The organism is Neobacillus camarae (genome assembly GCF_054950115.1).
In genome coordinates this window covers 1,469,875-1,492,916 of record NZ_JBUCKX010000001.1, presented here as the reverse complement: position 1 = coordinate 1,492,916, position 23,042 = coordinate 1,469,875, and the positions used below count along the sequence as shown (strand labels likewise).

Below are 23,042 nucleotides of genomic sequence, written 5' to 3'. Positions count from 1 at the left end.
ACGTTTTGCAAATGCTAAATAACAGTGAACCCAGCATTAAGAGAGTTGCCAATCTTCGTGCTGGGTCATGTTTTCTGTCTTATTTGATTTCTGATTTAGTAGAGCTGGTAAACCGCTTCACCCTTTAATACCTCTTTACCGTTCTGATTGACCGCTAGAACCGCAAAGCGCAGCTGATTTTCCTGTTTTTCCTTTACTTCTGCTTTTAAAGTGATCACATCATCCAAAAATACCATGTTTCTAAACCGGATGGAGTAGTCTTTTAAAAAGCCTTCCTGGTAAAATTCTGTAAACAACTTGGCCAGATTTCCCATCGTCCACATACCGTGGGCAATGATGCCTGGCAGTCCCGCTTTTTTCGCCTCATCATCAATGGTATGGATAGGATTAAAATCACCAGAGGCACCGGCATACTTAATCAGAGCAATTCTTGAAACAGGATTAAGCTGAATCTCCTTTAGGGACTCACCCACATTCAACTGTGAAATGGTACTCATTGGGTCAACACCTTCCTTACTGCTTCCGAAATAACGATTGTTGAGGTGGAACTGAAGATTAGATTCCCTTGGGCGTCCTCCCCATTGTTGGCGAGTACCATGAATCCCATTTCTCCAAAGCTGCCCTTTTTCTCAAAATAATTTTTTACTGTTGAGTAACAGTAAACATCTTCGCCAACCAGTAATGGCCGGACATAGTGAAAAGCCTGTTCCCCATGGATTAATCCTTTATTGGGAAGTTTCAACCCTTCAATGACCCCATAATCGAATACGCGCGGAAATGTTGGAGGGGCAATATTGGCCTGAAAACGAGAATTTTTTCCGGTTTCTTCATCCACATATATCGGATGAAGGTCGCCGATGGATTCGGCAAATTTTTTCACGGCGCCTCTTTCCACCGTATTCTTTACCTTATTTGACTGTTTGCCAATTTGATCATGGAACAATTTCAATCACCTCTCTATTATACTTTTGGTCCGCCGGCCACATAGATGACTTGGCCATTCACAAACGATGATTTCTCATCCGCAAAGAACGCTACCGCGTTGGCAATGTCAGCAGGCTTTCCGCTTCTGCCGACAGGAATTTGAGAAACACTGGCTTCAATCATTTTTTCAAATGGAACGCCAATTCTTTCGGCGGTCGCCTTGGTCATGTCGGTTTCAATAAATCCAGGCGCTACTGAGTTAGCGGTTATTCCATATCTGCCCAATTCGATTGCCAGCGTCTTGGTAAAGCCCTGCAAGCCGGCTTTCGCTGCCGCATAGTTGGCCTGGCCCCGGTTTCCGAGGGCAGAGGTGGAGGAAATATTGATGATTCGGCCATACTTCTTTTCCACCATGTACTTTTGAACAGCACGTGCCGCATTGAAGGAACCTTTTAAATGGACATCCATGACCGTCTGCCAGTCAGAATCGGTCATTTTAAATAATAGATTGTCACGAATGACCCCGGCATTGTTCACTAGAATATCAACAGAACCAAAGGTGTCATTGACTTCTTTCAATACATCTTCTACCTGCTGGGCATCTACTACGTTCGCTACTTTTGAATAGACTTGATAGCCTTTTTCCCGTAATTCGTTGGTCGTTTCAGCTAATGCTTCCTCATTTAAATCGATGAAAGCGACTTTTGCTCCTTCTTGTGCAAAAAGCTCGACAATGCCTTTGCCAATCCCCCGGCTTCCCCCTGTTACAAAGGCTACTCTTCCTTCAAATCTACCTGCCATTTTAATTCCTCCCGTGTATAAGATCCTTAAAGATAACGCTTACAAAATAAATTTAAATATATTGGCCGATTTTTACATGACCTTTAATCAGATTTCGTGAAATAATCATGCGCTGAATTTCGTCAGTGCCATCGTAAATTCTCCAAAGTCTTGCTTCACGGTACCAGCGCTCTATCGGCAATTCTTTTGTATACCCCATACCGCCATGAATTTGTAAAACTTTATCGACTACACGGTTGCCCATGTTGGATCCATAAAGCTTTGCCATCGATGCGAGATGACGGTTATCCTCGCCCTCGTCCAGGGTCCAGGCAGCGTTTATTGCTAACCATCTGGCAGCCTCAATATCTACCGCGCAATCAGCAATCATCCATTGAATCGCCTGGCGTTCAGCTATCGGTTTGCCAAAAGTAACCCGTTCTTTTGCATAATCAATCGCCATTTGCAGCAATCTTTCCGCAGTCCCAACCGCTCTCGCACCAACTACCCAGCGGGCAAATCCAATCCATTCCAGTCCAAGATTGTATCCTTTATGCAATTCACCCAGGATATTTTCCTCAGGAACCCGGACATTATCAAACACTAAACCGGCTGGACCCCATTCTCCCATGGTATGTATATACTCCGATTTCCAGCCCATATCACGGTCGACAATAAAGCATGTTACCCCTTCACGGCCTCTTGATGTCTTATGGAGTTCTTTATCGGTAATGGCCATTGCCATAACAAAGTCAGCTTCATTTCCTCCAGTAATAAAGGTCTTTTCACCATTTAATACATAATGGTCCCCATCTTTTACTGCCGACATTTTAATATTTTGTGTATCCGACCCAGCGCCAGGCTCTGTCATCGCAAAGCACGATTTCTTTTCGCCATTAATCGTCGGAATCAGGTATTTTTTCTTTTGCTCTTCATTACCATAATAGAGGATATTGTCTGCAGAACCGCCAAATGAGAATGGAACGAAGGTCTTGGACACTTCCATGTAAACGATGGCCATCATCATCTGGCCGAGGTTGGCACCGCCATATTCTTCAGGAGTATTGATTCCCCAGAAACCTGCTTCCTTCGCCTTCAGTTGTAATTCCTGCAGCTTGCCAGGTGAAAGGCCTGGCCTGCCCTCCCGCTCATTTCTTAGCACTTCATTTTCAAGGGGCATTAGTTCTTTTTCTACGAATTTCCTGATCGTTTGCTGAACCATTTTTTGCTCATCCGTCAATCGTAAATGCATCGTCTTCCCTCCATTCTTATTCTTGCAACCTAGTATTTTTGCAGATATAACATCTTATGCATCATCTTCTAAAACATACCTACCGGTTGGTATGTTACCCTTATTTTATTGCGAAATTTCAGAAAATACAAGTGATATTTTCCAATAAAAAATTTTTTTGTTTAATTATGGAAAAAATATCTATTCTCTTTGCTTGTAGGCTGCTAACACAGAATTCCCTCGTGCTAAGAATTCCCTTTATCCACACGTTTTCAGCTAATTTAACTAACTTTCTTTTGGTATTTGCAAGGAAATGGTTTATTTTTGATGTTTTTTACAAAAGATAGTACTGATATTCTTCACGGGATATCGTCGTTTCAAAATCCTTTGATGAGGTGATTTGGATGACCTACCGGGAGCGTTTGGATTCACATTCAGAGATGTTTCACCAAACTTGGACGAGGCCTAAGCGCCAAAAATCGCAGGTAAATGGTCAGACGCAAATGACGCAAAATACAATCATCTTAAGGAGCAATGCCAAAGCACACCATTGGTAAGCAATTGGCTCGTTGAAACGATTTAATGAGTAGCCTATACTCGACAAGAGGCCTTTTCTCGGTTCCATCAATCGAGGAAAGGTCTTCTTGATTGATGAATTGCCACCGCGCCAACTAGTTGTGTCTCTTGATTTTAATGGATTCAAAGTTTAAGATAGTTACTAGCTTCTACCAATACTTTTGAGGTGTCCTAACGTGATAGATCAACTTACAATCAGAGACGCAGAATTAAATGATTTACCTGCTATTGTCGAAATTTATAATACGACGATCCCCGGCGGGATGGTAACCGCTGATTTGGAACCCGTTTCGGTGGAAACACGGCTGCCATGGTTTAACGAACACTCGGCTGGTTATCGCCCGTTATGGGTAGTCGAAGACGGGGAAACGATTTGTGCATGGATAAGCTTCCAATCTTTCTATGGCAGGCCTGCTTATAACCACACAGCCGAAATCAGTATTTATATTCATGAGCAATATCGGGGAAAAAAACTCGGCCGGTTCCTGATGGAAAAGGCGATAAGTGAATCTCCGGAATTGAATATCAAAACAATACTTGGTTTTATTTTTGCCCATAATGAACCAAGTATGCGGCTGTTTGCCGGCTTTGGCTTTGAAAAATGGGCCCATCTTCCAAAGGTGGCCGAATTGGACGGGATTGAACGGGATCTGATTATTATGGGAAAAAGGATCGTCGATTAATATCATAATCAAAAACTGCCCTTCTCTTGTGGGAAAGGGCAGTTTTTTATAGGTCCTTATTGTATTCTTTTGAAGGGTGGCGGTTCTTCGTCCTGTTCCGGAAAAAGGCAATGACCAGCAAAATGGAAGGGATGATGATTTGGAACGGCCAGTGAAGATAAAGGGGAGCCACTTCAAGACCTTCCTTGATATGCTCCGCATAGTTCGATGCAATGGTAACCGAAGCGAAAAGCACCAAAGCCCCGATTGGGAATCCAAGTTTCTCGTGGGACTTTAATTTAAAAATATCCCCTGCCCCTGATACCGCTGCATAAAAATAGAGTGTGATTTTAAAGAAGCCGCCAATCACTAAATACAGCATAAATAACACATCAAGCCGTTCAATAAAATTGGCCAATTGAATTCGGCTAATGGTCGACAATAAAGGAAAATTTGCCCTGACAAAAATATTGGTGCCCATCGCGGCAATATTAATGACAGTCGTAATGACAATATTGGTTCCGCTTAAAACCAACCCTGTAATACCGATGAGTTTCACCTTCTTTGATTCATTCAGGTGGGGAAGGATCATGGTAAAGACCACCATCTCGCCGAATGGGAAGTTCAAGGTTTCACCAAAAGTAGTCTTTAATACGGGCATCCAACCGTTTTCCAAAACTGGTCTGAGGTTTTCCAAATGGATCAATCCGGAAGCGATGATTAATACGAAACCTATTAGGGCCATAACATATACAACCAGAAGATAAAACTCCCCTACTCTCGCAATAACCTCAATACCCTTATATAACGCATAAATAACGGTCAGAATCATTAAGCAGTTAATTACGATTAGCGGAGTGGAGTTATAGATGGTCGAAACGAGAAGTTCCCCAAAATCTCGCAATACCCGTGAAGCACAGTACATAAAGTATAAAACATACAAAAACCCAATCAGGCGACCAATCCACTTCCCGGTTATTTTCTGGACATAACTTGTTAAAATCAAATCAGGATAGTAACGAAATAACCGGTAATAAATGAGAAAGACTAAAATCCCCCCGGCTAACCCAAGTAAAACCGCAATCCAGGCATCTTGTTTGGCCGTGGTGCCCAGACCGACTAAAATCGCACTCCCCATTTCAAATAATATAACTAGGACGAATAGCTGTGAAGCATTAATCTTGGTTCGTTCCATTGGAGTCCCCACTCCCTAGATTATTTATTGTAATCGCTCCAGAACGGTTTTGTTCGAATCCCTTCCCTTCGGATATAGGACTCCACCTCAACATTGACTTGTAGTTTGGAAAACTCCTCATCCCAATGACTCTGAAGGTTCTTCCACCGTTTAGGATCCGCTATGTGGACTTTTTCTCCAAAACCGAAGATATCAACCTTTAATCCCTGCACTTTTTTAACGGATGCCTGCAGTTGCTTTTTCGTTTCCTTTTCAAGGCTTTTATCAATTTTCTCTATCACCTTTGGGTCCGTTAAATCAATGGCTGCATTGGCTTCACTGACCCAGCCTTCGTTTTCTACCTTTATGTTGATGACGGGTTTACCTTTCTTAAATTGAGCGGAGACTTTGGTTTTTGAACGGATAAGAGCAATGGACAACGCCTTTTTTTGACCCTCCCAATCGAGATTGATATCAGTGCTTTGGACTTTATTCGAGATCCAAACAACGCCCCGTGCATCTGGTCCGTCAATCCACGCATGCAACTTTCCTTTTTTAAAAACAGCCAAGCCGGCAGCCGCTAAAAACGCATCGGTGGTGGTTTTTTTTAGGTTTTCCTCTTTATTCACCATGTTTTTTTTACCGATTACCTTATACCCGTTTAAAAACGGCTCTTTTCCATTGCTGACCAAATTTGTCAGAAAGTCATCAATTGTCACTCGCATATTTTCTCCCAGCATTTTTTCTGTTGTTTCAATTTCCTTGGTAATCTTATTCACTGGGAGTTTATCCAAGATGGTCAGGCCAGAGACCAATTGTTCTGCCGTTGTATCGCCCCTTGCTATAATCATTTCGGTGGATGTCCGAAATTCCGGGTCCCGGTCCATCCCGTCTAACAACATCAGTAAATCTTCTTTTGCCACATCATCGCTGACAATTACTAAATTGGTGTGGGCATAGTAAAGGCGTCTGGATACCTTTTTGGTGGCATCTCTTGCCGCTTCCGTTATGGTATCACCCGTACTTTTATACACCGCAATTGGGAGGCCTTGGCCGCCGCCCAATTGTCCTGGAGCGACGTTACCTGGATTCACAATTTGATAGGACAATTTAAACTTCTTATCCTTCCCTTTATCAATTCCCAAAGCCATCACAAAGGCTAAATCCGTCAATTCTTTTTGATTCCAGCAAGCACTTAAAACTGGTATGATCATGAAAATAACCGAAATAATCAATGTGCATTTTCTCATGACTTCTCACCCTTTGTCCCCTCGTCATGCGGATCAGGCGGTCCTGGCTTTATGTTTTGCCCAGTCCTGGCAACGTTCCCTTTACTGATAAACGGAGGCCGGTTGGTAAACGCCCAAAGCGGGAAACGGACAAATACGTCCTGCTGGTTTCGAAAGTTAAATGGTGCAATAGGCATCATATATGGTACTCCAAAGGACCGAATTGAGCATAAATGGATAGTTAGAAACATGATTCCTAACATCATTCCATAAAACCCCAGCATGGCGGCCAATATCATTAAGGCAAACCTCAAAAGCCTTGCAGCAATGGCCATTGAGAAAACTGGTGTCGAAAAGTTGGCGATTGCCGTAATCGACACCACGATAACCATAATCGGTGACACGATTCCTGCTTGTACGGCAGCCTGGCCGATTACTAGTGCCCCCACAATCGAGACAGCCTGGCCGACGGCCCTTGGGAGCCTAAGCCCTGCTTCACGAAGAATCTCAAATGTGACCTCCATGACCAAAGCCTCCACAAAGGCCGGAAAGGGTACATTTTCCCTTTGGGCTGCAATCGCAATAACTAAAGTGGTTGGAATCATTTCCTGATGAAAGGTCGTTGCTGCGATGTAAGTCGATGGCCCAATCAGTGCAATAAGAAAAGCCAATATTCGCAGTAGCCTGATACCGGTTGAAATATCGAACCTGGTATAATAATCGTCGGGCGCCTGAAAAAACTGGATGAAAATCGCAGGGGCCGTAAGGACAAATGGACTGCCATCGACTACAATTGCTACTCTTCCTTCCATCAATTGGGAAACGACCACGTCGGGACGTTCTGTATGATAGGTGGTTGGGAATGTGGTCCAGGTCTGATCCTCAATTAATTGCTCGATGTACCCGGAGTCGAGAATGTCATCAATATTAATCCGATTTAACCTTTTTCGCACTTCTTCCACAATTTTTTCATTGGCGATTCCTTTTATATACATCATGCTTATATCTGTTTGTGACACTTTCCCCAATTTCATGGATTCAATCCATAAATTCGGGCTTTTAATCCGCCTTCTAATTAATGCGGTATTGGTCCGGAGTGTTTCAGTAAAAGCATCCTGAGGTCCCTTGATTGACAACTGCGTTTGAGGGCTTGATATGGACCGTTTTTCCCATCCCTTCGTCTCCGCGCTGATTGCTTTAGTGTATCCGTCTATAAAAACTACTGTATTTCCTGATAGCAAATTGTCAAAGACTTGATTCCAGTTTTGAATTGTAGTAATACTGCCAATGGCAATTAAATGATCTTTGACGTACTGAAAACTGTCGGTTGTTTCAGAATTGGAAGATGTATCGATTAGATGCTCCAACAGGAAATCTTGAACGATCTTGATATCCACCAATCCGTCAATATACACAAGTGCCCCTTTATAATTGTGGCCCTTAAACTCCCGGATCCCCACATCCGAACTTTTCCCAAACTCTTCTTGTATGCGGGTTATATTTTTATGGGTACTTCTCTCAATCGGCAAATCTTTGGGCTGAAAGGGATCCAGTTTTTGTCTAATATTATCGTCTTGTCTTTTTTTGCGTTTGGTTTTAAAAATCTTAGACAAAATAGACACTAATTCCGCCTCACTCAAAGAAACATAAATATTTGTTATTGGTTAGATTAACCAACCTTTGCTTGTTTATCCATTCTTCTTATGTATAAGGAAAAGCCAGCCATCAGAAAATATTTAGAACAACACAGGAAGGTGACGCCCATGAAAATCTTGTTGGTTTCCGTAATTCTCGCAGGAGGATTACTCAGTTTTATTATGTATTTAGATATATTAATGGGTGTCGAACCATCCAAGCTCGTTCTAAAAGCCCTTGATCCATTTCGGGTCATTGAGCCAGCTGAATTGGTCATAATCTTTATTTTTACAGGTTCTTTCCTCATGGAGAGCCTTTATACTTTTATAAAAAAGAGAAAGCGCAAGTCAGCGAATAAGAATTAACAAATCTTTTATTAGACATAAGAGTGAGAGTGTAGTATTTTTATTTTGTATTACGAAACTTTTTAAGAGGAGAATGCACATGGAATATCGTCGTCTAGGCAACACAGGCTTAAAGGTCAGCGAAATCAGCTTAGGAAGCTGGCTTACATATGGCGGTTATGTAGAGGAACAAAATGCAACCGCTTCAATCGATAAAGCATATGACCTCGGCATTAACTTTTTCGATACTGCCAACGTTTACATGCGCGGTGAGGCAGAAATTGTTGTGGGGAAAGCTCTTCAAAAATATCAGCGCGATTCCTATGTTTTAGCAACAAAAGTATTCTGGCCAATGGGAGACGGCCCGAATGACCGCGGCTTATCACGCAAACATATCATGGAACAGGCGCATGCAAGCCTGAAGCGCTTAAACACGGATTATGTGGATATTTATTATTGCCACCGCTTTGATAAAGAAACCCCACTGGAGGAAACACTGCGGGCAATGGACGATTTAGTTCGTCAGGGGAAGGTCCTTTATTTGGGTGTCAGTGAGTGGACGGCCGAACAGATTACCGAAGCCGTACATCTTGCCGATAAGAAGCTGCTTGACCGGATTGTCGTAAACCAGCCGCAATACAGCATGCTGCAGCGATACATCGAAAAAGAAGTGATTCCGGTAAGCGAAAAGCATGGAATTGGCCAAGTGGTTTGGTCTCCATTAGCCCAAGGCGTGTTAACCGGCAAATACAAAAAAGGTGCGACAGCTCCTGCAGGAAGCCGTGCCGCACAAGAGAATTTCAAAGCTCTTGGCGGATTGTTATCAGATGCCAACTTAGACCGTGTCGAATCGCTTAAGGAAGTTGCTGCTGATAATAGCATCAGTCTGCCGACTTTGGCATTGGCTTGGATTCTTAGACAGAAAAACGTTGCCAGCGCACTAGTGGGTGCCAGCCGTCCGGAACAAGTCGAAGAAAACGTAAAAGCCGCTGGTGTCAAGTTGAGCGATGACACATTAGCAAGAATCGAAGAAATTTTAAAATAATAAAATAAAAATGCCTCTGGGTTTGGTCCCGGAGGCATTTTCATTTAAGTTGCCTTCCCTTCACTTAAGGATTGGCTGCGCATGAAGGTTCGGTTCCCCGTCGCAAAAAAGACAACGCTGAACAGGGCAACGAAGGAAATGGTCCAGAACATCGCGTGTCCGCCAAAATGACTTAACAACGAACCGCCAATAATGGGTCCGGCAAAATTGCCAATCTTCCGGAACTGTCCCGCCCCAAAATAAGTTCCCCGTAAGTGTTCCGGTGCAAGCCGGTCAATCATCATGCTATTCGATGGGAAGATTAAAATTTCCCCCAGGGTAAATAGGATCATCGCCAAGATAGCTGTCACCCAGCCATGAACAAGACCAAATCCAGCCAATCCCCCAACCATAAACAGGGACCCCACGATCATGCCTTGCATCATGGTGAGCTTTTCAGCCAAGTGGCTGATTGGCATCTGGAGCACCACTACCATTACGGCGTTAATCGTCAGTAATATCGAGAATAGGTACACCCCGTTTTCGATATTCTTTTCTAAAAACTGTGGGAAATTGGAATCCACTTGGGAATAACCGATATTTATTAAAATAATCCCGGCCACTAAATACCTTAGTGCTTTATCGGTCCTGATGATATGGAAGGCATCCATAAATGATGTTACTTTTTTATTGGCACCGTTCTTTGTAATCGCCATGTTCCGCATGAGGATGAACAGAACGATTCCATATAATAGATAGGTAGAACCTGTAATGGCAAATGAGAGTTTTGCCGAAGTGTTGGCCAAGTAAGCCCCTAATAAAGGGCCGACGGATGCACCAACATTAATGGCTGTATATCGTAAGGAATATACCTTCATCCTGTTTTTCTGCTCGGTTAAATCGGCCATCAAGGCTTGGGCGGTAGGCTCAAAAAACGAATTGCTCAAACCGTTTAGCGCGTTTAGCAGGATAAACCAGCCTGGATCGTTCGCGGCAATAAATCCATAATAGACGAATGCTAACATAAACAAGGCGGTCAGCATTACCGGTTTTCGGCCAAACCGGTCTGACAAGTGCCCGCCGATGAAGCCGCCGACTGTCCCCATCAGCGGACTCATTCCCACGGTCAAACCAATAATGACGGGAGAAATGTCCATATTCCTGGATAAATAGAGCGACAAAAATGGGAGTGTCATAACAGCTGAGCCTCTTGATAACACAGTCCCGATGAGCAACGCCCAAATAATTGGATGGAACTGGCGAATATATTGTTTTAATTTATTCATATGTAACCCTCACACTTTCAAAGACTGCTTTTTCTAGTTAACTATGTTTTTATTTAAAAGTAAAGAATTTCCTGTAAGAAAATCGAAAGCTCCTTGGTCAGCGGCCTATGGCCTCCGCTTTTTGTTTGTGCGATGCCGATGCTGCCGATGCCTTCCTTATGGTGCTCTCCAACTGAGGTAAAGGAAACACGAAGAGCGATAGCGCATTCGTGCTTGACTTATCGTAGGCGGAGAGCGAAGGACACTAGGCGCTGGAGCTGGACAATTCTCGAAGTAAAAATATACTTTCTTATCTTTCAGTCAAAAGAGGCCACTCATTGGAAAAGGTTCTAATCCTCTATGAGCCGGCCTCTTTCGATTAATTCGGGTCTTTATATTTTAATGCCCTGACACTGTCCCGATAGCCTTTTGTTGTCGGGTCCTGAACAATTCCCAACAAGGAGAGCAAAACAAAAACGGCATTGACCAATGTCAGGATGGAATTTTGAATCGTTTCCGTCAGTTGGAAATCGGTGATTCCCAGTGAATTTAACCCTGCAAGGACAAATTGCGCAACAATAAACATCTGTGATAAAAAGGCCAAAACCCAAGTTTTGTTTTTAAACCGGACCTTCCAGTTAATCATCTTTCCATCCCCTTTCCTGCATAAGGTCTCATTACTAACATATGCGGTGGAAAGAAATGGTTGTCCACAGGTACCTATGTTTATTTCATTTCATGCACCAGCTGCATAGAAAAGATTACCATCGATTAAGCGATAATGAAATTAGTATATCTTTATTTATTTTTATAAGATCTACTTATCACCTTGCCAATATCAGTCAGTATTTTGATATTAAAAAAGGCATTTTTTCAAATTGGTAAAATTTTTATAATGTGGGTAAAATAGGTGCAACAATGGGTTTTGTTGGTCTTTTGCGGATAGAAATTCTATAATAGTAAAATCACCATTCCATAGAAGGCAAGGAGATATAATGGAGAAACTACGACCAATATGGGAAATGATTATCCGATTCTGGAAAAAGCGGCACCTTACTCAAATATTCCTTTTGATTATTCTAGTCGTTGTCTTATCGACGATTATTTACTTTGCATGGCTGGCAACACGAGCGAATGTCCAATCATTGAAAGAAGGACTAAGCCAGCCTACCGTTATTTACGATAAAGACGGCGAGGTCGCATCCAACGTGGCGACCAATCGGACCAAGGGCGTTACGATTGAGGAGCTCCCGAAATATGTGCCAAACGCAGTAGTCGCCATTGAAGATGAGCGGTTTTACAAACATAATGGGTTTGATATCAAAGGAATAGCCCGGGCGTTTTTTGGAAACTTGTTTGCCGGTCAGATTACTGGCGGCGGCAGCACGCTCACCCAGCAGCTTGCCAAAAATGCTCTGCTATCACCGGAGCGGACCTATAAACGGAAAGCGGAAGAATTATTTTTAGCCGTTAAAATTGAAAAAGTGTATACAAAAAATGAAATTTTGCAGATGTACCTGAATCAAGTTTATTTTGGGGGCGGCGCATGGGGAATCGGGAATGCGTCCAAAAAATATTTTAATAAAAATATTGAAGATGTATCGATTAGCCAAGCAGCACTATTGGCAGGGCTGCTTCATGCCCCTGACTATCTTAACCCGTACAAAAATTATGACGAAGCCATTCAGCGCCGAAATGTTGTTTTAGCAAAAATGAAGGAATTGAACATGATCAGTGATGCCGAATACACACAGGCAAAAGCTGAAAAAATTACCCTTCATGATGGCGGCGGCAGCAACGTGGAGCGAAAATTCCCCTATTATGTGGATGCCGTGTTAAATGAAGCCGAATCTAAATACGGGCTGACACAAGATGAAATCATGACCCGGGGTTACCGGATTTATACCGAGTTGGACCAAAACCTTCAAACCGGGCTTGAAAAAGTCTATGCCAATAATTCGTTGTTTCCAAAAGGAATGGGCGGCGAACTGGTCCAAAGCGGATCGGTGTTGATGGACCCGACAAGCGGCGGTGTCCGGGCGCTCGTGGGCGGCCGCGGCGAGCATGTCTTCCGCGGATTTAACCGGGCGACCCAATTGAAGGCACAGCCAGGTTCATCGATCAAACCATTGGCCGTGTATACCCCCGCACTGGAGGAGGGATATGACTATGATTCGGAGCTGCAGGATGAACCGATTTCCTTTGGAAATTACAAACCGGAAAACTTCACCAAGACTTACCAAGGAAAAGTCCCAATGTACAAGGCATTGGAAGAGTCATTAAATATCCCGGCGGTTTGGCTGTTAAATGAGATTGGACTGAACAAAGGCCTGGATTCATTGAAACGCTTTGGCATACCAGTTGAAAAAGAAGATGAAAACCTGGCAATCGCTTTGGGTGGTATGAGTAAAGGCGTGTCTCCCTTGCAAATGGCCAATGCCTACACCGTTTTTCCTAATGGCGGTGAGCGCCATGACAGTCATTTAATCACCAAAATTGTCGGACCTACCGACAATATCATTGCCGAGCACAAAGCGAAAACCACCAAAGTAACCACAAAAAAGGTCACAAATAATATTACTTCCATGCTGTTGAATGTAGTTGAGACCGGTACCGGCAAGCGTGCCCAAATACCTGGGGTCCAACTGGCCGGCAAAACAGGCTCGACCCAGCTCCCATTCAGTGGCGTGTCTGGCACGAAAGACCAATGGATGGTCGGTTATACGCCAAACCTTGTCGGTGCGATTTGGATTGGCTTTGACCAAACGGACCGTGAACATTATTTGACAAGCACCAGTTCTGCGAATGTAGTGCCGATTTTTAAGGAAATCATGAGGACATCGGTGCAGTATTTGCCGAAGGAAGAGTTTGAAGTGGTATCGGTTAATGCGCAATTGGCCGGAGAAAATAATCCGGGAAAAAGTGTGAAAGACCAAGCTGCAGAAATTAGTAAAGAACTGAAGGAAAACGCTGATAAAATTGGCTCTGTTATAAAAGAAAAAGCACCTGGGTGGAGAGCCAAGCTGAACCAAACCATCGACCAAGTCGGTGAAGCCGTCGATTCACTAATCGGCAAAATAAAAAGCTCACAAGAATAGCACGCCTGCGATGGCGTGCTATTTTCTCATGATCCTTACCGAATGAAACAGCTCTTTCGATAGTTGCTTCATGAACTCTGCTTGACTTTCGGGAAATGCCGCAATAAAACAGGTGGCCGGCCCTGACGATTTTAAAATATCCACACCGGTTATGACCGACTCTTTTTCTATTATTTCATGAGGAAACATTTGTCTCAACTCATGCAAGACTCCCTTTGAGCCAACCGGCCATGTTACCACGTCCGATAACGTGCATACTTGCCGAAACATTCCCAAGGGGGCCACCTGGTCCTTCTGTTCCATGACCTCGTTCCCGACCAATGGCATCCCGAATACCGCTAGGTTCAGCCCATCTGATGCAAGTGCCTGGGTATCCTTGGCAAGCGGCCTTTTTCCTATGACAACTAACCCTATTGCCGATTGTGATAAAAGAAAATTGCTTTCCGTGCTGCCTGTAACAGGAACCTCTGATAGACCGAGTTCACTTAAACCGGCGCGAATTCCCTTTACCAGTTCTCCCCAAGGTTCATTGCCGCAAAAATTATGGAGAACAACGGAAATGATTTTCCCTCCTGCTGCCATGCATTCCATGCTGGCCACACGAAAGGCATAGTAGCCGACTGTCTCGTACGGCACATGAACAACGTCATTTTGCCTCATGCCTATTCCGCCACTGTTATCACAGGCCAATACTAGACATTGTCCTTCACCAATTGGCACCGTAACAGCATTCCTCATCGATTGGCACCCCCGCCCGAAAAGCCTGGGGCAATTATTGCACGAAGACGTGGAACTAATATGAGTGCGATGACAGTGTTTATAATGGAGCCGATTAACAAGGAAGGAATCATCCCAACAAAAAAGCCGAAATTAATCAAAAAGATAAACGGTATTGGGGCAATCAATGAATTCCCTAAAACAAATACCCCGCCTGAAACCAGTTTATGATTTTTATATAACCTCCCGAACAACCAGACCAATAAGGCCATTTCAGCAGCAATCAGCAAATGCAGCGGTCCTAACGGGAACCCTCCCAGCATCGCTGACAGCAAATGCCCCAATGCTCCGACGGCAGCACCCTCTCCTGTTCCCAAAAGGACTGCGGCGAGCAGTGCCGGAAAGACATCAAGGGCCACACTGCCAATGATGGCCGGTACTTTAATAAACGCTCCAGCGGCTGACAACGCGATGAACATTCCCAGCCAGCTAATCATTTTCCCTTTATTTTTCATCTTTCCGTTTCCCATCCCGAAACACCTTCGCGCTCCGGACATATTCCACATCCTTGACATTTAAGCGGAAGTTGATGACTCTTGCCAAGGCAAAGAAGTAATCCGAGAGACGGTTTAAATATTGCAGGGCAAGTTCCGGGGTTTGCGGATCCTCCTTTAACAGTTTAACCACTAACCTTTCTGCTCTTCTCGTTACGGTGCGGGCTATATGGATGGACGCGGCAGGCTTTGTTCCCCCTGGTAAAATAAACCGTTCCAACTCTGGGGCTTCCTTGATAAACCCATCAATTCTGCTTTCCAAATAATCGATGGATTCCTGTTGAAGCTTTAAAACCCGCTTTTCGGTAATATTGGCGAGATCGCCGCCACAATCAAATAATTCATGCTGGACTTTTTCCAAGTCATCAAGCACGTCCTTAAACAGCACTGGCTCGAGTTCTGCCATCGCCTGACCAACGAAGCAATTTACTTCGTCCACTGTCCCGTACGCCTCGACGCGCACATCATCCTTATCCACCCTGCCTCCAATAATGCTTGTTTTTCCTTTGTCCCCTGTCCTGGTATAAATTCTCATTCATTATTTCCTCCTTTTAATGTTTGGTTAAGCCCATACCAAATGACATCCACTTTTTCCGCCCTTGCCGCCAAGTCTTGATAAAGCCATCCCACAGCATCCCGCCAAATTCTATGCTGTTTTTCGATTGGAACAATTCCTTTTGTGACATCGGTTCCGATAATGACCAAGCGTCGCTGTGTCTCCGCTTGTTCCCAATGCTCCCATTCGGTCAAGCATTGATTCCAAATTTCACGGGTTTGGTCAGGCTCATGTATTTCTATTAATTCTTTAATCCAAACCTCAATCCCTTCCAAAACCACTAAATCATCATGTTTACCCTCCAAGTCTATGGGCAGCGAAGCAAGGTCGTAGGCAGAAATCCAATCTTCGCTTTTCTTCATTATATAGGTTTTCTTTACCCAAGAGCGCTTGCCGTTAAAGGCACCTCCTGTAATAAAATGCATCTAGCGCCCCTCCTTAACCTCTCGCGAGTGAAAATCAATTCAAATCCAACATGATGTGGTGTATGCCAGCTCCAAAAATCACGTTCATCAGGAGCATATCGCGATAACAAATACTTAATGACACCACCATGGGTGATGACAGCACAACTCTTAAGGTTTTCCTCAAGAATATTCGCCTTTGTTTTCGTCCAGCCAGTATCCACCCGTTTGCTGAACTGTTCGTAAGACTCGCCCTGTGGCGGACCGGTAAGAAACGGATTAGCAAGCCATTGTTGATAGTCCTGAAGATGTTTTAGATCCTCGTAAGTTTGTCCTTCCCATTCGCCGAAATACATTTCTCTCCATTCCTTCATTAATTGAAGTCGGGAACCGGGAAATAAGCGGTTTGCCGTCAAAACACACCGCATCAAATCACTGGAAAAATAACCGTCATACACTCGGTTTGTGACAAGCTCTTTTGTATCCCCGCAAAGTGGAGAATCGGTCCATCCTAAATACGCTTTGCGCTGATTCTCTACGGTTATACTATGACGAAATAATGCAATAACCACACGGTCATCCATAACACCAGCTCCGTTCCTTCCACAGAAGCTCCTAGCACATCTCCCGTTATCCCGCCAAAGCATTCAACAGCTTTTCGCCTGGAAAAAACCAAACAGCAGGCCGACACCAGTACCAACACAACTGCCAATAAAAACTTCACATTCACCAAAACGACCGCAACGTATAACAGGAGCAGATAGATAGGATAAACCCAAAGGACTTTTACTGTTGCGGCACTTTGAAACAAGTGGCCCAGGCCCTCCTTTTTGGCGGCTTGAACAGTTAAAAGCAGGATTCCCATTACCGTTTTTCCCAAAAACGGGATGCTGGCGATCAAGATGAATAACAGGGGATGGACATATCCTGTTATTTCGTATATAAATAAAAACCGGGTACTTAGTAAAATGATAACTGAGAGAACACCGAATGCCCCGATTCTAGGATCCTTCATGATTATCAATCTCTTTTCTTGATCCTGATACGAGAAATATGCATCACTCGCATCCATCCAGCCGTCCAGATGAATCCCGCCGGTCAAACAAATCGTCAGCAGCCAGAGCAGGAAAGCGGCAGCCAGATGTGAAAAAGGCGTATAACTGATAATGATAAAGAAGATTCCGGAATAAACAATCCCCTGAAGCAGACCGAGCAGAGGGAAGGCCTGCACGGTACGTTTTAAATGAGCTTCATCCATTGAAAATGTTTTGGTTATGGGAACCGCTGTAAAAAATTGCAGCCCAATCAAAAGGCCAGTAAAAAATTTCATGGTTTGCTTCCCCATCTGTCAATGATGTCTTTGATTAACTCCCAGTTTAAATGGCACCTTAGCTGTTCCGCAAGATGGTCAAAGCTTGCATCCTTATCATTCCGGATCCATTTAATCTCCCGGACATGTTGGCCTTTACTGCTGCGGATTCGGTTTAACCAATGGTTCCTCCATCTGTCATTATGAAACAAATGATGCAAATAGGTTCCGATTATTTTCCCGTCTTTGCCAAAATATCCTTCTTCCCTGCCATCTTCCGTGACGAAAAAAGGATTCCCCCTCTCAGATAAAACGGTTCTGCCAAGATGGATTTCGTAGCCATTCAGCACCTCAGGTTCATGCAGGCCTGTCCCAGGGTGAAACCGTGCAGAAACCCTGATTGTTTGTTTTTCTTGATGAAAAACCGTTCTGGCGGGAATAACTCCCAGTCCTTGCACATGTTTATCCGGTATCCCGGTATCCGAACCCGCTTCATCCCTGATGACTTCACCGAGCATTTGATAGCCTCCGCAAATGCCTACTGAAAAGCCTCCCTTGCCAATGTGCTCGAGAATGCATTGCTCGAGGAGGGTTTCCCTAAGCCATAACAAATCGGCGATTGTGCTTTTCGTGCCGGGGATAATCACCGCATCCGGCTCGCCAAATTCAGCCGGATCTTTCACCCATCGAACGGTTATATCCTCTTCCGATAAAAACGGCTCCAAGTCGCTGTAGTTAGAAATAAACGGCAGTTGAATAACGGCCAGATCAACGGCACCTGTCCCTCTTTTAGAAAATTGCCGGCTGATCGACAATGAGTCCTCCCCGTCCACCATATGATGGTCGATATATGGCAAGACGCCCAAAACAGGCACGCCGGTTCTTTCTTCAAGCCATTTGATTCCATCTTCAAACAAACTGATATCACCACGGAACTTGTTGATGATGACCCCTGCAACCCGCTGCCGTTCACCAGGTTCCAACAGCTCCAGGGTACCCACAACACTGGCAAACACCCCGCCGCGGTCGATATCAGCAACCAGTACAACCGGTACATCCGCCAGTTCCGCCACCTTCATGTTGACCAGTTCACGGTCTTTGAGGTTGATTTCAACCGGACTGCCCGCTCCCTCGATCACAACCAGGTTATATTCTTTTTCCAAGTGGCTCAGTGATTGTTTAATTACCTCGAGTCCCTTCTCATAAAAGGAGTCGCGATAGTTTCTTCCTGACATGGTTTCAATCGCTTTTCCCAGATAGACAACCTCTGATTCCTGTTGGGACCGGGGTTTTAACAAAATGGGGTTCATCCAAACTGTCGCTTCTGTTTTTGCCGCTTCAGCCTGAATTCCCTGGGCACGGCCAATCTCCTTCCCGTCCATAGTGACATAAGAATTATTGGACATGTTCTGCGATTTGAATGGCGCCACTTTTAATCCATCATTGGCGAACATTCGGCACAGGGCCGTCACAATAAAACTTTTCCCGGCATCGGAGGACGTTCCCTGAATCATGATTCCTTTCATTCCCTCACCCCCTTCATCAAAATTGGGATCCCTGCTTCAATCAAGTAAGCACAGTCTGCTTCTTGGACAAAGTGCTGATGCAGATGTCCTAAGAGTCGTCCATACTCATGAACGAGTTCGTTGCCGGAAAATGGTTCATGCAATACTTCATTGCTTACGAGAATGAGAGCTTTGGCATGATGCTTGATTGCCCTTACTCCGGTGATAATGCGTTCTTGAACCTCTTTTAACAGGAAAGAATCCCACGTTTCCCCGTTTGAAAACAGTTCATTATTTAAAAGCGTCGTGATGCAATCCAACAATACGATATCTTGTGGAAGGATAAGATGGGCCGCCTCTTCTATCATGTTTGGCTTCTCAATGATTTTCCATGGCTGAATTCCTATGTTCCGGTCCAGCTTATGTTTTCGAATTCTTTCTATCATCTCTTCATCAGATGGAACTCCTGTAGCAAAATAGGTTAACTGCCCGCCAATTTTTTGCACCAAGTCTCCGGCAAGTTTTTCCGCGAAGCTGCTCTTACCGCTGCGGACTCCCCCGGTTACAAAGAATAAGGATGGGATTTTCTCCACTCCACCAGCACCTCCATCAGACGGGTGTTTTCTTCTTTGCCTTTTATGGCGAAGCGCAGCCATCTTCCTTCCAAGCCAGGAAAATTATAGGTATGGCGCGGGACTATCCCTTTTTGCAAAAGAAAGGTAAATAGCTCAAGCTGGTCCTCAAAATATGAATCTCTCAAAAGATAGAAATTGACTTTTGAATCAGAGGTCTGAAACCCGAAGGATTGAAAAAATTCAAACAGCCGCTCCCGTTCCTGCCCGATAAGCTGTTTGGTTCTGCTGATAAATGGTTCATCATTAAGACAAAGGACCCCAGCCTCTAAAGCAATAGAGTTGATGCTCCAATGCGGCTGCATCCTTCCAAGCCCGGCAATAACTGCTGGGGATGCCGCCAAATATCCCAGCCGTATTCCTGGGATTGCAAACATTTTGGTCATTGAACGAATAACGATTAAATTGGAAAATCGGTTTATGTACGAGATAAAAGACTCATAGTCTTCCAGAAAATCATAAAAGGCTTCATCCAGAATAACAGTACATGCCTGTTTTTCACATTTCTCGATGATGGAAACCACTAAGGAGGTGGAAAATTGGATACCGGTTGGATTGTTGGGATTGCATAAAAACAGTGCATCGGCCCCTGATGTTTTGGCGTAAAATTCCGCCTGGTTCCATTCGAATTCCGGCCCGTTTAACTGGTAATAAGAGATATCACAATCATTCGCCCGGCAGGCAGCTTCATATTCCGTGAAGGCGGGCTGGACAATCAATACTTTTTTTCCTGCCAGCATTCGCCCGACAAGTGTGATGAGCTCTGCGCCTCCATTGCCAACTAATAACGAATCGATTGGGATTCCTTCTTTCTCCGCGATCGCCTCCTTGAGCTGCAATCCGTACGGATCCGGATAGGTTCCTATTTTTTCATAAAATCCAGGCCAGCTTACTTTGATTGATTTTGGCGGCCCCTGCGGATTAATATTGGCGCTAAAGTCAATAAACCGCTCCGGGAGCCTGATATCCAATGCTTGATATAGATGCTTCGGATTAGAGCCATGTAAAGGCAACTTCAAGAATGGTCCCTCCTAACCATAAAAACAGGATAAATAATAACACGGTTTTAATCATTATCGAATTTGCCTTGATGATGTGGATGGCTTGAATCGGCTGTAAAGGATCACCCATCTTGGCCCTGTCCGATACTATTCCTTTATAATAATTCAGCCCGCCCAACTGGATTCCCAGTATCGCCGCGGCAGCGGCTTCCCCCCAGCCACTGTTTGGGCTCGGATGCTTTTTCGCGTCGCGGAATAGGATCCTCCCAGCGTCTCGCCGATTGGCAACCACAGGCCGGCTGCTTACCAGCATCATGATGCCGGTCATCCTGCTGGGCAGCCAATTCATGACATCATCCCACTTTGCTGAAGCCCAGCCAAATTCCTTATATTTTTCACTCATGTGTCCGACCATGGAGTCACATGTGTTAGCCGCACGGTACACCATTGCCATCGGGGCTCCGCCGAGTAATGCCCAAAACAAAGGCGACGTTACCCCGTCGATTGTATTCTCGGCCACCGTTTCAATGGCTCCCCGGGCAATTTCCCCTTCGTCCAATGATTCGGTATCACGTCCTACAATATAGGAAAGTTTTTTTCGGGATTCTATCAAATCACCTTTTGTTAACGGCTGATAAACAGCCATGGATGCTTCTCCCAGGCTTTTCTGCGCGATAGTGGAAGCAATTATGATCCCTTCAACCGCTACACCTGCAAATGGGTGTAACCGATATGCCAGCAGGACAATAAGTGAAACGACCGCCAGTACGGTAAGCAAAATTACGATGAGCATCGCGACACCTTTTGGCTTTTTATGGTTCCCTTGATTCCATCGTTTTTCGAGAAACGCTATGAACGATCCTATCCATCTGACGGGGTGAGGCCAATTGGGTGGATCCCCGATTAACATATCGAGCAAGTAGGCAAGTGTTATTGACATTAAGTGATAAATAAACATGTTTATTTCCTTTTTTGTGAATTTTGAACAGCTTCGGTTGTGCATTGATATACCGCTTTGCCAATCATTGTTCCCAGCGGGGTAATCGTTCCGGCAAATTCCAATTTCCTGCCGGCTTGTGTGGCTGCAACCAGTATACTGTCAGTAGAAGTGCCAGTGGCAATCGTGCCTGTCACACGGTCCTGAATCTGCAAGTCATGGAGCGCTTTTGTTTTTGCTTCCGTTGCCGTCATGATACTTTGGATAAACGCCTCATCCGTCAGGGTGCCGTTGACAAATATCCAGGTGTTGATCGTGCCTGGCACCATTTCATAAACATGGGCCTCGCTTTTGGAAACGTCAATGGCATTCCCGACCCCAGCGGTCACCACCACGAGAATCGAAAACCCATCGTCGGTTAACCGCTTAAACTCAACGTCCTCTAGAAAAACTGCCGTCATCATCCCCACCGTTTCAGTGGGTTCATAGCCTTTTGCCCTTAAGAAGGCACTCATTTCCGCGACATGATCTTCGCAGTTATAATCCTTGTCTACATGCCTGTTAATGAAGGTACGGTGCCAACCCGTTCCAGAACCCGTCACACCTGAAGACATCGTCCGTAAATCAACAGGTGATTCAAGGGTGATCAATCCAGGGGAAATCGACAGCATTTCTTCTGTAATCTCCATCGTCCTGTCTAAAAAATGATTTTCCGGAAGAAGGACCATTTGTGGAGCGGCAACAGTCGGATGTGGATGCTGTTGAATGCTGGTCTGGTAAACTTCCTTGATACGTTCTTCTTTTAAAACCTCAGCCGGAACATGCTGAATATTGATGGTGCCTTTTTCAAGGAGAAGCAGGCGGGTGCAATATAGGCCAGCCAGGTTGAGGTCATGGAAAATGGAAACGACGGTTAATTTATTTTCAGCAGTCCACTGGCTTAAAAGGTCCAATAATTCTTTTTGAAAGGATAAATCCAAGTGGTTCGTCGGTTCATCCAACAGGAGGATTTCCGGCTCTTGGGCAAGTGCCTGTGCCAGAAAAACCCGTTGCCTTTCCCCTCCTGACAGGTCTTGGATGTTTTTATCCTGAAAATCCCCCACCCCCACCTGGTTCATCACCCTTTGGACGACCGCTTCATCCTGTTTGCTCCACGACTGGAACAATCCTGTTTGATGCGCATAGCGCCCCAGCGAAACCGTTTCTTTTACCGTATAAGAGAAGGATTCCGATGAATGCTGCGAAAGGACAGCCACTTTTTGGGCCAGTTGCTTCGGACTAAAATCTTGAAGGCTTTTCCCGCTCATCAAGATTTCCCCTTCCAGAATCGGCAGAACGCCGCTTATCATTTTTAGCAGGGTGGTTTTGCCGCTTCCATTCGGACCAAGAATCCCGAACAATTCTCCCTTTTCTACTTCAAACGACACATCTTTTATAACCGCGTCACCCAAATAGCCCCCCGACACATGTTGAAGCTTTAGCATC

25 protein-coding genes are annotated in these 23,042 nt (G+C 44.6%); 5 read left to right on the top strand and 20 right to left on the bottom strand.

The features are described from left to right. Window positions 1-95: 95 nt before the first annotated feature. The 4 genes from ACY8D0_RS06830 to ACY8D0_RS06815 are packed head-to-tail and all read right to left on the bottom strand — an operon-like array spanning window position 96 to window position 2,956. Window positions 96-497, bottom strand: coding sequence for a MaoC/PaaZ C-terminal domain-containing protein (locus ACY8D0_RS06830; protein WP_462409720.1), 402 nt, complete (start codon window positions 495-497; stop codon window positions 96-98). Continuing rightward, window positions 494-943, bottom strand: a complete 450-nt coding sequence (locus ACY8D0_RS06825; RefSeq protein ID WP_462409719.1) for a MaoC family dehydratase N-terminal domain-containing protein — start codon at window positions 941-943, stop codon at window positions 494-496. The genes ACY8D0_RS06830 and ACY8D0_RS06825 overlap by 4 nt, the downstream gene beginning before the upstream one ends. 17 nt (window positions 944-960) lie before the next feature. After that, window positions 961-1,725, bottom strand: a complete 765-nt coding sequence (gene fabG / locus ACY8D0_RS06820; protein WP_462409718.1) for a 3-oxoacyl-ACP reductase FabG — start codon at window positions 1,723-1,725, stop codon at window positions 961-963. Between the two features lie 52 nt (window positions 1,726-1,777). After that, the gene (locus tag ACY8D0_RS06815) at window positions 1,778-2,956 is read right to left on the bottom strand and encodes an acyl-CoA dehydrogenase family protein (RefSeq protein ID WP_462409717.1); all 1,179 of its coding nucleotides are present in this window, start codon (window positions 2,954-2,956) and stop codon (window positions 1,778-1,780) included. A 383-nt stretch (window positions 2,957-3,339) separates the two neighbouring features. Here ACY8D0_RS06815 and ACY8D0_RS06810 point away from each other — a divergent pair, with 383 nt between their 5' ends. Together ACY8D0_RS06810 and ACY8D0_RS06805 are read left to right on the top strand one after the other, a co-directional pair. After that, entirely contained in the window at window positions 3,340-3,492 is a 153-nt protein-coding gene (locus tag ACY8D0_RS06810) for a YpzG family protein (protein ID WP_462409716.1), read from the top strand. A gap of 198 nt (window positions 3,493-3,690) precedes the next feature. After that, window positions 3,691-4,194, top strand: a complete 504-nt coding sequence (locus ACY8D0_RS06805; protein ID WP_462409968.1) for a GNAT family N-acetyltransferase — start codon at window positions 3,691-3,693, stop codon at window positions 4,192-4,194. Window positions 4,195-4,240: 46 nt separating this feature from the next. Here the strand turns inward: ACY8D0_RS06805 and ACY8D0_RS06800 are convergent, their stop codons facing one another. Genes ACY8D0_RS06800 through ACY8D0_RS06790 form a run of 3 tightly spaced genes read right to left on the bottom strand, consistent with a single transcriptional unit; the run spans window position 4,241 to window position 8,192 of the window. Then, a complete protein-coding gene (locus tag ACY8D0_RS06800) occupies window positions 4,241-5,368 on the bottom strand; it encodes a GerAB/ArcD/ProY family transporter (RefSeq protein ID WP_462409715.1) in 1,128 nt (375 codons plus the stop codon). A gap of 20 nt (window positions 5,369-5,388) precedes the next feature. Continuing rightward, window positions 5,389-6,597: a Ger(x)C family spore germination protein gene (locus ACY8D0_RS06795; RefSeq protein WP_462409714.1), complete on the bottom strand. Its 1,209-nt coding sequence runs from the start codon at window positions 6,595-6,597 to the stop codon at window positions 5,389-5,391. Further along, window positions 6,594-8,192, bottom strand: a complete 1,599-nt coding sequence (locus ACY8D0_RS06790; RefSeq protein ID WP_462409967.1) for a spore germination protein — start codon at window positions 8,190-8,192, stop codon at window positions 6,594-6,596. The genes ACY8D0_RS06795 and ACY8D0_RS06790 overlap by 4 nt, the downstream gene beginning before the upstream one ends. Before the next feature lie 147 nt (window positions 8,193-8,339). On the opposite strand from ACY8D0_RS06790, the gene ACY8D0_RS06785 reads away from it, so the two are divergent. Both ACY8D0_RS06785 and ACY8D0_RS06780 read left to right on the top strand, forming a co-directional pair. Next, the gene (locus ACY8D0_RS06785) at window positions 8,340-8,576 is read left to right on the top strand and encodes a YczF family membrane protein (RefSeq protein WP_462409713.1); all 237 of its coding nucleotides are present in this window, start codon (window positions 8,340-8,342) and stop codon (window positions 8,574-8,576) included. A gap of 79 nt (window positions 8,577-8,655) precedes the next feature. After that, the gene (locus tag ACY8D0_RS06780; protein WP_462409712.1) at window positions 8,656-9,600 is read left to right on the top strand and encodes an aldo/keto reductase family protein; all 945 of its coding nucleotides are present in this window, start codon (window positions 8,656-8,658) and stop codon (window positions 9,598-9,600) included. Window positions 9,601-9,644: 44 nt separating this feature from the next. Here ACY8D0_RS06780 and ACY8D0_RS06775 read toward each other — a convergent pair whose 3' ends face one another. Beyond that, on the bottom strand, window positions 9,645-10,865 hold the full coding sequence (locus ACY8D0_RS06775; RefSeq protein ID WP_462409711.1) for an MDR family MFS transporter: 1,221 nt from the start codon (window positions 10,863-10,865) through the stop codon (window positions 9,645-9,647). 358 nt (window positions 10,866-11,223) lie between these two features. Then, window positions 11,224-11,490, bottom strand: coding sequence for a phage holin (locus ACY8D0_RS06770; protein WP_462409710.1), 267 nt, complete (start codon window positions 11,488-11,490; stop codon window positions 11,224-11,226). Window positions 11,491-11,839: 349 nt separating this feature from the next. Between ACY8D0_RS06770 and ACY8D0_RS06765 the strand changes: the two genes are divergently transcribed. Next, a complete protein-coding gene (locus tag ACY8D0_RS06765) occupies window positions 11,840-13,942 on the top strand; it encodes a PBP1A family penicillin-binding protein (RefSeq protein WP_462409709.1) in 2,103 nt (700 codons plus the stop codon). 18 nt (window positions 13,943-13,960) lie between these two features. Here ACY8D0_RS06765 and ACY8D0_RS06760 read toward each other — a convergent pair whose 3' ends face one another. Genes ACY8D0_RS06760 through ACY8D0_RS06710 form a run of 11 tightly spaced genes read right to left on the bottom strand, consistent with a single transcriptional unit; the run spans window position 13,961 to window position 23,041 of the window. Next, window positions 13,961-14,680: an ATP-binding protein gene (locus ACY8D0_RS06760; RefSeq protein ID WP_462409708.1), complete on the bottom strand. Its 720-nt coding sequence runs from the start codon at window positions 14,678-14,680 to the stop codon at window positions 13,961-13,963. Beyond that, complete coding sequence (locus ACY8D0_RS06755) at window positions 14,677-15,189, bottom strand: ECF transporter S component (protein WP_462409707.1); 513 nt, start codon at window positions 15,187-15,189, stop codon at window positions 14,677-14,679. Before ACY8D0_RS06755 ends, ACY8D0_RS06760 begins: the two co-directional genes overlap by 4 nt. Next, window positions 15,164-15,748 carry a cob(I)yrinic acid a,c-diamide adenosyltransferase gene (locus ACY8D0_RS06750; RefSeq protein ID WP_462409706.1) on the bottom strand — a complete coding sequence of 195 codons (585 nt, stop codon included), beginning with the start codon at window positions 15,746-15,748 and terminating at the stop codon, window positions 15,164-15,166. The genes ACY8D0_RS06755 and ACY8D0_RS06750 overlap by 26 nt, the downstream gene beginning before the upstream one ends. Then, window positions 15,745-16,194 (bottom strand): bifunctional adenosylcobinamide kinase/adenosylcobinamide-phosphate guanylyltransferase, encoded by a 450-nt coding sequence (locus tag ACY8D0_RS06745; RefSeq protein WP_462409705.1) that lies wholly within the window; start codon window positions 16,192-16,194, stop codon window positions 15,745-15,747. Before ACY8D0_RS06745 ends, ACY8D0_RS06750 begins: the two co-directional genes overlap by 4 nt. Next, a complete protein-coding gene (locus tag ACY8D0_RS06740; RefSeq protein WP_462409704.1) occupies window positions 16,146-16,757 on the bottom strand; it encodes a histidine phosphatase family protein in 612 nt (203 codons plus the stop codon). Before ACY8D0_RS06740 ends, ACY8D0_RS06745 begins: the two co-directional genes overlap by 49 nt. Continuing rightward, the gene (gene cobS, locus ACY8D0_RS06735) at window positions 16,715-17,503 is read right to left on the bottom strand and encodes an adenosylcobinamide-GDP ribazoletransferase (protein ID WP_462409703.1); all 789 of its coding nucleotides are present in this window, start codon (window positions 17,501-17,503) and stop codon (window positions 16,715-16,717) included. Before cobS ends, ACY8D0_RS06740 begins: the two co-directional genes overlap by 43 nt. Further along, entirely contained in the window at window positions 17,500-19,008 is a 1,509-nt protein-coding gene (locus ACY8D0_RS06730; protein WP_462409702.1) for a cobyric acid synthase, read from the bottom strand. The genes cobS and ACY8D0_RS06730 overlap by 4 nt, the downstream gene beginning before the upstream one ends. Then, on the bottom strand, window positions 19,005-19,580 hold the full coding sequence (locus ACY8D0_RS06725; RefSeq protein WP_462409701.1) for a bifunctional adenosylcobinamide kinase/adenosylcobinamide-phosphate guanylyltransferase: 576 nt from the start codon (window positions 19,578-19,580) through the stop codon (window positions 19,005-19,007). Before ACY8D0_RS06725 ends, ACY8D0_RS06730 begins: the two co-directional genes overlap by 4 nt. Next, entirely contained in the window at window positions 19,550-20,638 is a 1,089-nt protein-coding gene (gene cobD, locus ACY8D0_RS06720; RefSeq protein ID WP_462409700.1) for a threonine-phosphate decarboxylase CobD, read from the bottom strand. The genes ACY8D0_RS06725 and cobD overlap by 31 nt, the downstream gene beginning before the upstream one ends. Next, window positions 20,613-21,578 (bottom strand): adenosylcobinamide-phosphate synthase CbiB, encoded by a 966-nt coding sequence (cbiB, locus tag ACY8D0_RS06715; RefSeq protein WP_462409699.1) that lies wholly within the window; start codon window positions 21,576-21,578, stop codon window positions 20,613-20,615. The genes cobD and cbiB overlap by 26 nt, the downstream gene beginning before the upstream one ends. Before the next feature lie 2 nt (window positions 21,579-21,580). Then, on the bottom strand, window positions 21,581-23,041 hold the full coding sequence (locus ACY8D0_RS06710; protein WP_462409698.1) for an adenosylcobinamide amidohydrolase: 1,461 nt from the start codon (window positions 23,039-23,041) through the stop codon (window positions 21,581-21,583). Between the last annotated feature and the right edge of the window lies 1 nt (window position 23,042).